At 61.9% G+C, this 12096-nt stretch carries 11 protein-coding genes; 8 read left to right on the top strand and 3 right to left on the bottom strand.

All coding sequences use genetic code 11. The features are described 5' to 3' along the window. Positions 1-52: 52 nt before the first annotated feature. The 7 genes from prfB to J3P97_RS21600 all read left to right on the top strand — a co-directional run bounded on the left by prfB (position 53) and on the right by J3P97_RS21600 (position 6967). A protein-coding gene (gene prfB / locus J3P97_RS21630; protein ID WP_095963568.1) for a peptide chain release factor 2 occupies positions 53-1148 on the top strand; the annotation gives its coding sequence in 2 pieces (ribosomal slippage) (positions 53-124 and positions 126-1148; 1095 coding nt in all). A 103-nt stretch (positions 1149-1251) separates the two neighbouring features. Beyond that, on the top strand, positions 1252-2754 hold the full coding sequence (gene lysS / locus J3P97_RS21625) for a lysine--tRNA ligase (protein ID WP_305499056.1): 1503 nt from the start codon (positions 1252-1254) through the stop codon (positions 2752-2754). A 101-nt stretch (positions 2755-2855) separates the two neighbouring features. Beyond that, the gene (locus tag J3P97_RS21620) at positions 2856-3572 is read left to right on the top strand and encodes a TetR/AcrR family transcriptional regulator (RefSeq protein ID WP_434572066.1); all 717 of its coding nucleotides are present in this window, start codon (positions 2856-2858) and stop codon (positions 3570-3572) included. A gap of 148 nt (positions 3573-3720) precedes the next feature. Continuing rightward, on the top strand, positions 3721-4275 hold the full coding sequence (locus J3P97_RS21615) for a hypothetical protein (RefSeq protein WP_434672731.1): 555 nt from the start codon (positions 3721-3723) through the stop codon (positions 4273-4275). 35 nt (positions 4276-4310) lie between these two features. Then, the gene (locus J3P97_RS21610) at positions 4311-5588 is read left to right on the top strand and encodes a flavohemoglobin expression-modulating QEGLA motif protein (protein WP_014336757.1); all 1278 of its coding nucleotides are present in this window, start codon (positions 4311-4313) and stop codon (positions 5586-5588) included. A gap of 147 nt (positions 5589-5735) precedes the next feature. After that, a complete protein-coding gene (locus J3P97_RS21605; RefSeq protein ID WP_434572068.1) occupies positions 5736-6641 on the top strand; it encodes an alpha/beta hydrolase in 906 nt (301 codons plus the stop codon). Then, on the top strand, positions 6638-6967 hold the full coding sequence (locus J3P97_RS21600; protein ID WP_305499060.1) for a hypothetical protein: 330 nt from the start codon (positions 6638-6640) through the stop codon (positions 6965-6967). Before J3P97_RS21605 ends, J3P97_RS21600 begins: the two co-directional genes overlap by 4 nt. 191 nt (positions 6968-7158) lie before the next feature. Here J3P97_RS21600 and J3P97_RS21595 read toward each other — a convergent pair whose 3' ends face one another. From J3P97_RS21595 to J3P97_RS21585, 3 genes are all read right to left on the bottom strand, one after another. Further along, positions 7159-7950 (bottom strand): OmpA family protein, encoded by a 792-nt coding sequence (locus tag J3P97_RS21595; protein WP_305499061.1) that lies wholly within the window; start codon positions 7948-7950, stop codon positions 7159-7161. A gap of 49 nt (positions 7951-7999) precedes the next feature. After that, positions 8000-8413 carry a DUF4398 domain-containing protein gene (locus J3P97_RS21590; protein WP_014336761.1) on the bottom strand — a complete coding sequence of 138 codons (414 nt, stop codon included), beginning with the start codon at positions 8411-8413 and terminating at the stop codon, positions 8000-8002. 283 nt (positions 8414-8696) lie between these two features. After that, positions 8697-9041 (bottom strand): pilin assembly protein, encoded by a 345-nt coding sequence (locus J3P97_RS21585; protein WP_434572070.1) that lies wholly within the window; start codon positions 9039-9041, stop codon positions 8697-8699. 180 nt (positions 9042-9221) lie between these two features. On the opposite strand from J3P97_RS21585, the gene ppc reads away from it, so the two are divergent. Next, entirely contained in the window at positions 9222-11852 is a 2631-nt protein-coding gene (ppc, locus tag J3P97_RS21580) for a phosphoenolpyruvate carboxylase (RefSeq protein ID WP_434572072.1), read from the top strand. Positions 11853-12096: the final 244 nt, after the last annotated feature.

Genomic DNA, 12096 nt, shown 5'->3' with positions numbered 1-12096 from the left:
ATTACGTTATACTCGCCGGCTTTCAAAAGTTCGCCAACGAGTGCTGCCCGCCATGGAAATCAACCCGATCCTGAACACCATCAAGGACCTGTCCGAGCGCTCCGAAACTATTCGGGGGTATCTTTGACTACGATCAAAAGCATGAGCGTCTGACTGAAGTCAATCGCGAGCTTGAAGATCCGAATGTCTGGAACAACCCTTCCTACGCCCAGGAACTGGGCCGCGAGCGTTCTGCGCTGGCGCAGATCGTCGAGACCCTGGACGAATTGTCCAGCGGCCTGGCCGATTGCCGCGACCTGCTGGACATGGCCGTAGAGGAAAACGACGAAGGCGCGGTCGGCGATGTGGTCGCCGAGCTGACACGCCTGGACGAGAACCTGGCCAAGCTGGAGTTCCGCCGCATGTTCAGCGGCGAGATGGACATGAACAACGCCTACCTGGACATCCAGGCCGGCTCCGGCGGCACCGAGGCCCAGGACTGGGCCAATATCCTGCTGCGCATGTACCTGCGCTGGGCCGACAAACGCGGTTTCGACGCAACCATCATGGAACTGTCCGCCGGTGAAGTCGCCGGGATCAAGGGCGCTACCGTGCACATCAAGGGCGAGTACGCCTTTGGCTGGCTGCGTACCGAGATCGGCGTGCACCGCCTGGTGCGCAAGAGCCCGTTCGACTCCGGCAACCGTCGGCACACCTCGTTCTCGGCGGTATTCGTCTCGCCGGAAATCGATGACAACATCGAGATCGAGATCAACCCGGCCGACCTGCGTATCGACACCTACCGTTCCTCCGGGGCCGGTGGCCAGCACGTAAACACCACCGACTCGGCCGTACGGATCACCCACGTACCGACCAACACCGTGGTCAGTTGCCAGAACGAACGGTCCCAGCACGCGAACAAAGACACCGCGATGAAAATGCTGCGGGCGCGTTTGTACGAGCAGGAAGTGCAGAAGCGCAACGCGGCGTCCCAGGCCCTGGAAGACACCAAGTCCGATATCGGCTGGGGTCACCAGATCCGCTCGTACGTCCTCGACGCTTCGCGGATCAAGGACCTGCGCACCAGCATTGAACGCAGCGACTGCGACAAGGTGCTCGACGGCGACATCGATGAATATTTGATCGCCAGCCTCAAGCAAGGGCTGTAACGCGACACCCACGTGGCGGGCGGGCACGCTTTCGAAGCGCGGCTCGCCGGCAGACTCCGGCCCGGGCCGGGGGCAACGAACCTGTGATGGAAACCTTAAAGACATGAGCGACCAAGAACTCGACCCGCAAGCCCTGCAACAGGAAGAAAACTCCCTGATCGCCCTGCGCAAGGAAAAGCTTGCTGCCGAGCGCGCCAAGGGCCAGGCCTTCCCCAACGACTTCCGCCGCGATTCGTACTGCGATGCCTTGCAGAAGAAGTACGCGGACAAGACCAAGGAAGAGCTGGCCGAGGCGGCGATTCCGGTCAAGGTTGCCGGTCGTATCATGCTCGACCGTGGTTCGTTCCTGGTGATCCAGGACATGACCGGTCGCATCCAGGTCTACGTCAACCGCAAGACCCTGCCGGAAGAAACCCTGGCCGCCGTCAAGACCTGGGACCTGGGCGACATCATTGCCGCCGAAGGCACCCTGGCCCGCTCCGGCAAGGGCGACCTCTACGTCGAAATGACCAGCGTGCGCCTGCTGACCAAATCCCTGCGCCCGCTGCCGGACAAGCACCACGGCCTGACCGACACCGAGCAGCGTTACCGCCAGCGCTACGTCGATCTGATCGTCAACGAAGACGTGCGCCACACGTTCCGCGTGCGCTCGCAGGTCATCGCGCACATCCGCAGCTTCCTGATGAAGCGTGACTTCCTGGAAGTCGAGACGCCGATGCTGCAGACCATTCCGGGTGGCGCGGCGGCCAAGCCGTTCGAAACCCACCACAACGCCCTGGACATGGAAATGTTCCTGCGCATCGCGCCGGAGCTGTACCTCAAGCGCTTGGTGGTCGGTGGTTTCGAGAAGGTCTTCGAGATCAACCGCAACTTCCGTAACGAAGGCGTTTCGACCCGGCACAACCCCGAGTTCACCATGCTCGAGTTCTACCAGGCCTACGCCGATTACAACGACAACATGGACCTGACCGAAGAACTGTTCCGCGAGCTGGCACAGTTGATTTTGGGCAGCACCGACGTGCCGTACGGCGACAAGGTGTTCCACTTTGGCGAGCCGTTCGTGCGCCTGTCGGTGTTCGATTCGATCCTCAAGTACAACCCGGAAATCACCGCGGCCGACTTGCAGGACATCGACAAGGCCCGTGCCATCGCCAAGAAGGCCGGCGCCAAGGTGCTTGGCTTCGAAGGCCTGGGCAAGCTGCAAGTGATGATTTTCGAAGAACTGGTCGAGCACAAGCTGGAGCAGCCGCACTTCATCACCCAGTACCCGTTCGAAGTGTCGCCGCTGGCCCGTCGCAACGACGAGAACCCGAGCGTGACCGACCGTTTCGAACTGTTCATCGGCGGCCGTGAAATCGCCAACGCCTACTCCGAGCTCAACGACGCGGAAGACCAGGCCGAGCGCTTCATGGCCCAGGTGGCCGATAAGGACGCCGGTGACGACGAAGCCATGCACTACGACGCCGACTTCGTTCGCGCCCTGGAGTACGGCATGCCACCGACGGCTGGCGAAGGCATTGGTATCGATCGCCTGGTGATGTTGCTGACCAACTCACCGTCGATCCGGGATGTCATCCTGTTCCCGCACATGCGGCCCCAAGCGTAAGTGTTTCAATTAAAAAGCCGCCTCGATGGGCGGCTTTTTAATGCCTGTCTGGTACAAACGTATCAATTGGTTACTTCTGAAATAGCGAGGAAAGACCTGTCGTGAATCGTGCAATGGCTCCAGAAGGTGCAGCGGGCGTCGCCACTGCTGTCGCTGAAAGTGTTCAGTACCAGGGTCGCAAGGCCAGCCGACAGGGCAGTGAACAGCGTCGCCAGGAGATTCTCGACGCGGCCATGCGCATTGTCGTGCGCGATGGCGTGCGTGCGGTGCGCCACCGCGCGGTGGCCGCCGAAGCGGGCGTGCCGCTGTCGGCCACCACTTATTATTTCAAGGACATCGACGACCTGCTCACCGACACCTTCGCCCAGTACGTGGAACGCAGCGCGGCGTTCATGGCCAAGCTGTGGACCAATAATGAAGGCCTGCTGCGCGAGATGGTCGCCTACGGGGATGGCAGCGCCGCGTCGCGCTCGCAACTGGCGGACGACATCGCGCGGATGACGGCGGACTACGTGCAGCATCAATTGCATAGTCGTCGCGACTACCTGATGGCCGAACAGGCCTTCCGCCAGGAAGCGCTGCTCAACCCGCGCCTGGCGGTGTTGGTGCGTTCTCACCAGCAGATTTTGTTGCACGGCACCTGTCAGTTTTTCCAGGTCCTGGGCTCCCGCGAGCCACAACAGGATGCCAAAGTGTTGACGGCGATTATCGGACGGATGGAATATCAGGGCTTGCTCAATGGCGCCGAGCCGGTAGCTGAAGAAGACATGCTCGGCATCCTGACCCGTTACATGCACTTGGTACTGGCGTCGGTGTGACCCTGGGGGGTTATTACGGTCCCCTGTGGCGAGGGAGCTTGCTCCCGCTGGGCTGCGCAGCGGCCCCTCTTTGTGAGCGCTGCGCACTCAAGCGGGAGCAAGCTCCCTCGCCACGGAAGACAAGACGCTGAAGCCATAGGGAGTTCCAATGAAAGCCTGGCGTGCCGTTGCACTGGCCGTGTCGTTGCTGCTGCTCAGTGGCTGCCTGGTGTCGTTCAAGGCGCCGTTGCCCGACAGCGAAGCCGCGCCCAAGGGCCTGCTCGGCCACTGGACCAGCACCAACGCCTGGGGCGAGCCGGTGAACCTGGAGCTGACGGAGGTCGGCAAGCATCGCTACCAGGCCGTCAGTTATTTCAGGGCCAGGCCTCAGGAGCGCGAAGCCATTCCCCTGACCGTCTCCCGCCACGGCAATCGCTGGTATTTGTCGGCCAAGGTGCCGGCGCGCTTCGGCGGCCATTTCGTCATCGCCGGTTTCGAACTGACCGACAAGCAGGAACTGGTGGTCTACAACCTGGACATGGAACAGATCAACCAGGCCATCGGCCAGCAGCTCCTCAGCGGCCAGCCAAACCAGAGCGAGGAGGGTGATGGCGTGCTGGTGGACAGCGACATGAACAAGGTTTTCAGCTACCTCGACGACCCGGCAAATTCCGATGTGTTCTCGGAAGCCGTACGCTACCAGCGACTGAGCAAATCCCAATAACGGCTACAAGCGGACGTTTTTCACAGGAGTTTCGGGTGGACGATTACCAGCAGACGATACGCACCTTGTCCGATCGCATTGTGCTGGCGCAAACGCCGATTCGCATTCTCGACGCGGTGAAGTGGGACGAGAGCATCCGCAAGGGGTTTCTCAAGGCCAAGGGCAAGGAAATGCCTGCGGTGGACCGTGATTATTACCTCAACCGGCCACTGTCCTTCGATTCCAGCAAAGTGAAGCTGGAGTTCCAGAACATCGAGCGCGACATCACTCGCCAGCTTGGGCAGTTCAACCCGGTGGGCCAGATCATGCGGCGCATGTGCAAGGAGTACCGCATGGTGGTGCGCATGCTCGAAGCGCGCGGCACCGAGGACTTCGGGCTGATTTCCCAGGAACTGTACGGCGCCGCTTCCGATGCCTTCCACGCTGGTGACCCGACCCTGGCCGACCTGGGCCTGATGCTCTCCGACTACCTGAACAACATCGATGGCCGTGGCGACCTCAAGGACGAGCCCAAGGTGCTCAGTGCCAAGGAGGCCGTCAGCCTGTTGCAGCATCGCCTCAACCGGGTGTTTGGCGAGGCCGAGGAAACCATTCGCGTATTCGAGTCCGATGGTATCGTCGCCGACGCGGCGGCGGGTGCCGACTACATCAAGATCCGCACCGACGCGATGTTCAACGAGCGGGATGTGCGCGCCTTGGAGGTCCATGAGGGACTGGTGCATGTTGGCACCACCCTCAATGGTTTGAACCAGCCGATCTGCACCTTCCTGTCCAAGGGGCCGCCCTCGTCGACGGTGACCCAGGAAGGCCTGGCGATCCTGATGGAAATCATCACCTTCGCCTCCTACCCGAGTCGCCTGCGCAAACTCACCAACCGCACCCGCGCCATCCATATGGTGGAGGAGGGGGCCGACTTCCTGCAGGTCTTCGAGTTCTTCCGCGAACAGGGTTTTGAAATGGCCGAAAGCTACGGCAACGCCAGTCGCGTTTTCCGTGGCTCGGTGCCGACCGGTCTGCCATTTACCAAAGACTTGTCCTACCTCAAGGGCTTCATCATGGTTTACAACTACATTCAGCTGGCCGTGCGCAAAGGCAAGCTGGAGCAGGTGCCGCTGCTGTTCTGTGGCAAGACCACCCTGGAGGATATGCGCACCCTGCGCCAGTTGGTGGATGAGGGCCTGGTCGTGCCGCCCAAATACCTTCCGGAGCAGTTTCGCGACATGAACGCCTTGTCGGCCTGGATGTGCTTCTCCAACTTCTTGAACCACCTGAGCCTGGACCGGATCGAAGCGGACTATTCGAACATTCTTTGAGCACACCCCATCCCTGTGGGAGCGAGCCTGCTCGCGAAAGCGGTATTGCAGTCAACATTGATGTTGAATGTTCAACCGCATTCGCGAGCAGGCTCGCTCCCACAGGGGGGCTGCGTATAACTTCTGATTTTTGCGAGGCTTCACCGGATGCGAACCCTCGGCATCATTTGCCTGCTGCTGGCCCTGAGTGGCTGCAGCTCCCTGCTGTTCTACCCCGAACGCGGACTGCCGTTCACGCCGCAGCGGGCCAAGCTCGAATACCGCGACGTCACCCTGACCACGGCTGATGGCCTGAAGCTGCGTGGCTGGTGGCTGCCGGTGAAGCCGGGTGTCGAGGTCAAGGGCACGGTGCTGCATTTGCACGGCAACGGCGGCAACCTGTCCTGGCACCTCGGCGGGAGCTGGTGGTTGCCGGAGCAGGGTTATCAAGTGCTGATGGTCGATTACCGGGGTTATGGGGTGTCCGAGGGCGAGCCGAGCCTGCCGGCGATCTACCGGGACATCGACGCTGCGTTCAAATGGCTCGACCAATCGCCCGAGGTCCAAGGCAAGCCGCTGGTGCTGCTCGGCCAGAGCCTGGGTGGCGCGCTGGCGGTGCATTACCTGGTGGAGCATCCTCAGCGTCAACAGCAGCTCAAGGCGTTGGTGCTTGATGGCGTGCCCGCCAGCTATCGCGACGTCGGACGTTTTGCCCTGAGCACTTCCTGGCTGACCTGGGCGTTGCAGGTGCCGCTGTCGTGGCTGGTGCCGGACGGCGACAGCGCCATTGGCTCGATCGCACAATTGAACGGCGTGCCGAAACTGATCTACCACAGCCTTGACGACCCCATCGTGCCCCTTTCCAACGGCATCCGCTTGTATCAAGCTGCGCCGCCGCCCCGGGTCCTGCAACTGACCCGGGGCGGCCACGTGCAGACTTTCGCCGACCCGACCTGGCGAACCGTGATGCTGCGCTACCTCGACGATCCCCAGCACTTCGATGGCTTGCGCCGCCTGGGCGAGGTGCCGAACTACCCGAAATCTTCCGTTGAATCATCCGAGAACCCGCAATGAGCGAAGAACGCAACGCCATCCCCCTGATCATCACCGGTATCTGCAGCATTCTCGGCACCGTCGCGGCGCTCTGGTACTACGGCTATCTGCATTTCGCCAAGCCCGAGGATGCGTTGCTGCTCAACCAGTTCACCATGCTCAAGACCGTGCCGGGCGAAGACTATAAAGTCGCCCTGGAGCCGGCGCCCCAGGTCGCCCAATGCATTGATGGGGTACTGGTGCTGTTCGACACCGAGCAGAAAGGCCTGACCGGTGTGCTGATCAACGAGAAGAAACGCGCGGTGCGGTGCATGGGGCAGGAGACGCCGCAGAAGCTGCAACCGTAACCGATTCGATTTCCTGTGGGAGCGAGCCTGCTCGCGAAAGCGCTAGCTCAGTCGACAGATGTATCGACTGGATGACCGTCTTCGCGAGCAGGCTCGCTCCCACAGGGGCATGGTCAGCTAAAAAATATTCAGCCAATAAAAAACCCCGCCTGATTGAAGTCAGGCGGGGCTTTTGCGTTGCAGTCAGCCGATCAGTTGGCGCTCATGGTCGAGCGCGGGGCGACTGGCTGGTTGTCGTTGGAAATAGTGACTTCCACGCGACGGTTCATGGCACGGCCCGAGACGCTGGTGTTGTCGGCGACCGGAAATTCCTTGCCGTAACCCTGGGTCACGATGCGGGCCGGGTCGACGCCCATTTTTACCAAGGCGGTGCGCACGGAGCTGGCGCGGCGTTCGGACAGCGACTGGTTGTAGGAATCCGAACCGGTGCTATCGGTATAACCTTCGATGATCACCTTGCGATCCGGGTTTTCCTGGAGGAACTGCGCCAGTTTGCTCACATTGGTCATGCCGCTGGCGCGCAGGTCGGATTTGTTGGTGGCGAACAGCACGTCACCGAAGGTCACCAGCGTGCCGCGCTCGGTCTGCTTGGCGTTGAGGCTGTCCTGCAACTGCTTGATCTGCGCGTTGCGGGCGTCGAGCAGTGCGCGGGCGCGTTCGTCACCGGCGTTTTTCAGCTCGGCTTCAGCGTTGCGCAGGGCGATGGTCTGCTTGGCCACTTCGACGCGCTGGTTGGTCAGGTAGGCCAGTTGGTCAACCTTGGCTTCGTCTTCGTTGTCCAGGTAGGCCTTGTCGGCCTTGGCCAGGAAGTCGGAGGCCTCTTTGGTTTCCAGGGCCGCGACCTTGGTGGCCGCCGGGTCGGCCTGCAGGCCGTTGTAGTTGGTACGGGCCTGTTCCAGGTTCGCGTTCGGGTCGTGGGAGCAAGCGGCCAGGGCTACGCAGGCGGCAAGCAGGGCGGGCATCATGAAATGTTTGTGCGTCATAGTCTGTCGTCCTTTTATCAATGAGAAATACGTCGTGGCTCGAACAGGGTTACTGAACCTTGTTCATGCCTTCCTGACGCAGTTCCTGAACCCCTTTCTGGGAATCCTTGAGGGCCTGTTCGGCCTTGGCTGCCTGGGCCTTGCGTTCGGCAACGCGCGCATCCCATTCGGCCTGTTCGGCCAGACGCTTGGCCTCTTCGTAGTTCTCGTCGTGCATGGCGATCTCGGCCTGCTTGAGTTTGTCCTGGGCCGATTTCATTTCTACCGCGGCAAACTCGGTGCCGCCCGCGCTTACGGCGCTGTTGACCGCCGATTGCGTGACCGCGTATTGCTCCGAAGGTGGATTGCCGGCGCAACCGGCCAGGATGAAGCTGCTACCGATAGCCAGGGCAGCCAACTTCAGGCCGCGCAAGCCAGTGGATGAGGGTTTGGCAGTGCAGGTATTCATAGGCTTCAACTCCATTGGAAAACTCCTGAAAAAACACTAATCCATGCTGGGACCGAAGCCGTGACGTCTGTTTTGGCGCTGGCGCCAGGGCGCGTTTATTTAAACGACCGTTCCAGTATGGTTACTCGGTGTGACCCGAGGCGTTTTTCAAAAGTTCAGGTAAGGATGGCCAATCGCCAAAAGAAATGCTGACTGATCGGTCAGCTGCCAAAAAGCTGAACTTTCAAGGCGGGCAGCGGTATTCCGGCACCAAAAACTCGGTAGCGGTGCCGGGATAGCGCGATGCGGGGAGAGGGTATCAGTGCTTGGACTTGTCGTTTTGCGAGGAGAGTTGGCGCAAATGACGACGGGACAAGGCGAGAAATCGCGGGGTCGGACCGACGTCTTCGTACAGCGGGTCGCCTTCTTCATCGGTGGCCACGACCTGCGCGCCCTTGATGTAGGGGAAGCTGGCTTCCAGCTCCTCCAGCGCCGCGCCGATCAATTCGCCGAGCAGTTCTTCGGGCTGGCGCTTGGGGTACATGTCGCAGATCGCCGCCAGGCGTGCGGCGGCTTCTACATCCAGATGAATCGTATAACCGGTCTGGGTCAGGTGACCCTTGGCGTTTTCTTCCCAGTGCTGAGCAAGTTCACGGATTTTCATGATGGCGCCTCAATGGACCCGCTCGTGGCGGGCGCGACAGTGACAAGCCGTTGTGTGGCTTACCCATGAGACTAGCTTTGGCTGACAAGGTTTAAAGTCCCTTCGTCGCTTGTCATAAGCGACCGGCATCGGCACTCTCTCCTACAAAGCTGTCCGGACCTTTTTGCTGGAGACCTGCTGATGACCGATATTGATGCCCGCTTGCGCGAGGACGTCCACCTGCTCGGCGAGCTGCTGGGCAATACCATTCGCGACCAGTACGGAGACGCCTTTCTCGACAAGATCGAGCAGATTCGCAAAGGCGCGAAGGCTGACCGACGCGGTTCGATGGATGCGGAACTGAGCGCCAGCCTCAACCAGTTGAGCGAGGACGAGTTGCTGCCGGTAGCGCGGGCGTTCAACCAGTTCCTCAACCTGGCCAATATCGCCGAGCAATACCAGCTGATTCACCGCCGCGAAGAATCCAGGCCGGCGCCGTTCGAAGCACGCGTGCTGCCCGAGCTGCTGGCGCGCCTGCGAGCCGAAGGCCATGGCGCCGAAGCGCTGGCGCGGCAATTAGGCCGGCTGGAAATCGAACTGGTGCTCACTGCGCATCCCACGGAAGTCGCCCGGCGCACGCTGATCCAGAAATACGACGCGATCGCCGCGCAACTGGCCGCCCAGGACCATCGCGACCTCACCAGTGCCGAGCGCGCGCAGATCCACGAACGCTTGCAACGGTTGATCGCCGAAGCCTGGCACACCGAAGAGATTCGCCGGACCCGCCCGACGCCCGTGGACGAGGCCAAGTGGGGCTTCGCGGTGATCGAGCATTCACTGTGGCACGCCATCCCCAATTACCTGCGCAAGGCTGACCAGGCCCTGCATGCCGCCACCGGGTTGCGCCTGCCGCTGGAGGCCGCGCCGATCCGCTTTGCCTCGTGGATGGGCGGCGACCGGGACGGCAACCCGAACGTCACCGCCGCGGTCACTCGCGAGGTGTTGCTGCTGGCGCGCTGGATGGCGGCGGACCTGTATTTGCGCGACGTCGACCATCTGGCCGCCGACTTGTCCATGCAGAAAGCCAGCGAGGCTTTGCGCGCCCAGGCCGGTGACAGCGCCGAGCCCTATCGCGCGGTGCTCAAGCAATTGCGCGAACGCCTGCGAGCCACGCGCAACTGGGCCCAGGCCTCCTTGACAGGCGCGACGCCGGCAACCGCCGAGGTGCTGCAGGACAACCGTGAACTGCTCGATCCGTTGGAGTTGTGCTACCAGTCCCTGCATGAGTGCGGCATGGGCGTGATTGCCGACGGGCCGTTGCTCGATTGCCTGCGCCGCGCGGTGACTTTCGGCCTGTTCCTGGTGCGCCTCGACGTGCGCCAGGACTCGACGCGGCACACGGCGGCGATGACCGAGATCACCGAATACCTCGGGCTGGGGCGTTACGAGGAATGGGACGAAGAGCAGCGCATCGGTTTCCTCTTGGGCGAACTGAATAATCGCCGGCCCTTGTTGCCGCCTTACTTCAAACCGTCGGCCGATACGGCGGAAGTCCTGGCCACGTGCCGCGAGGTTGCGGCGGCACCGGCAGCGTCCCTGGGCTCTTATGTGATTTCCATGGCCGGCGCGGCTTCCGATGTGCTGGCGGTGCAGTTGCTGCTCAAGGAGGCCGGCGTATTGCGGCCGATGCGCGTAGTGCCGCTGTTCGAAACCCTCGCCGACCTGGACAACGCCGGGCCGGTGATCGAACGCCTGCTGTTGCTGCCGGGTTATCGCTCGCGCCTGCAAGGTCCCCAGGAAGTGATGATCGGCTATTCCGACTCGGCCAAGGACGCCGGGACCACGGCGGCAGCCTGGGCGCAATACCGCGCCCAGGAGCGTCTGGTGGACATCTGCCGCGAGCAGCAAGTCGAATTGCTGTTGTTCCATGGCCGCGGTGGCACCGTCGGCCGTGGCGGCGGCCCGGCGCACGCGGCGATCCTGTCCCAGCCGCCGGGTTCGGTGGCCGGACGTTTCCGCACTACCGAACAGGGCGAAATGATTCGTTTCAAATTCGGCCTGCCGGACATCGCCGAACAGAACCTCAATCTTTACCTCGCCGCAGTGCTCGAAGCGACCTTGCTGCCACCACCGCCGCCAACCCCGCAATGGCGGCATCTGATGGATGAACTGGCTGCCGACGGGGTCAATGCCTACCGGGCCGTAGTGCGCGAAAATCCGCAATTCGTCGAGTATTTCCGCCAGTCCACGCCGGAACAGGAACTGGGCCGCCTGCCCTTGGGCAGCCGTCCGGCCAAGCGTCGCGCCGGCGGTATCGAAAGCCTGCGGGCGATCCCGTGGATTTTCGGCTGGACCCAGACCCGGTTGATGCTGCCGGCCTGGCTCGGTTGGGAAACCGCCCTGGGCAAGGCGCTGGAGCGCGGCGAGGGCGAACTGCTCGGGCAGATGCGTGAGCAATGGCCGTTCTTCCGCACCCGCATCGACATGCTGGAGATGGTCCTGGCCAAGGCCGACGCCGATATTGCCCAGTCCTATGATGAGCGTCTGGTGGAACCAGCGTTGCTGCCTTTGGGCGAGCATTTACGCGACCTATTGTCGCAGGCCTGTTCGGTGGTCCTGGGCCTGACCGGCCAGTCGCAGCTACTGGCACATAGCCCAGACACGCTGGAATTCATCCGCCTGCGCAATACCTACCTCGACCCGCTGCACCTGTTGCAGGCCGAGCTGCTGGCACGTTCGCGGCAGCAGGACGTGGCCCAGGGCAGCCCTGTGGAACAGGCGTTGCTGGTGTCTGTGGCAGGGATTGCCGCCGGTTTGCGCAACACCGGCTAATCTCCCGGAGGGCTAAAAAACAGCACGCCCGGCCTGTCCGGGCGTAGCTGTTTGCAGGGGCAGGGAGGTCGACCAGGCGACAGTTTGTTGTCCGCTTGCGACTCCCACTACCCCCTACGAAGGTCGCGTGCGGCGCGGGTTACTCCGACTTTCGGCGGCTTGTGTGGGTCGGGCCCGCTGTGTATCTTGATCAGCCTTTGGCCGTTTGGGCGGTCACGATCAAGTTTTTCGAAGATTGGCCCCA

The organism is Pseudomonas sp. R1-15 (genome assembly GCF_051132085.1).
GTDB lineage: Bacteria > Pseudomonadota > Gammaproteobacteria > Pseudomonadales > Pseudomonadaceae > Aquipseudomonas.
Note: the sequence above shows the minus strand (reverse complement) of the source record. Positions and strands in the feature narration are given on the sequence as shown.

Excerpts from the sequence above, each read along its gene's own strand:
- J3P97_RS21590 (WP_014336761.1), bottom strand. The coding sequence starts at position 8,413 with ATGGAGTTGAAGCCTATGAATACCTGCACTGCCAAACCCTCATCCACT.
- ppc (WP_434572072.1), top strand. The coding sequence starts at position 9,222 with ATGACCGATATTGATGCCCGCTTGCGCGAGGACGTCCACCTGCTCGGC.
- J3P97_RS21615 (WP_434672731.1), top strand. The coding sequence starts at position 3,721 with ATGAAAGCCTGGCGTGCCGTTGCACTGGCCGTGTCGTTGCTGCTGCTC.
- J3P97_RS21595 (WP_305499061.1), bottom strand. The coding sequence starts at position 7,950 with ATGACGCACAAACATTTCATGATGCCCGCCCTGCTTGCCGCCTGCGTA.
- J3P97_RS21600 (WP_305499060.1), top strand. The coding sequence starts at position 6,638 with ATGAGCGAAGAACGCAACGCCATCCCCCTGATCATCACCGGTATCTGC.
- J3P97_RS21585 (WP_434572070.1), bottom strand. The coding sequence starts at position 9,041 with ATGAAAATCCGTGAACTTGCTCAGCACTGGGAAGAAAACGCCAAGGGT.
- J3P97_RS21605 (WP_434572068.1), top strand. The coding sequence starts at position 5,736 with ATGCGAACCCTCGGCATCATTTGCCTGCTGCTGGCCCTGAGTGGCTGC.
- lysS (WP_305499056.1), top strand. The coding sequence starts at position 1,252 with ATGAGCGACCAAGAACTCGACCCGCAAGCCCTGCAACAGGAAGAAAAC.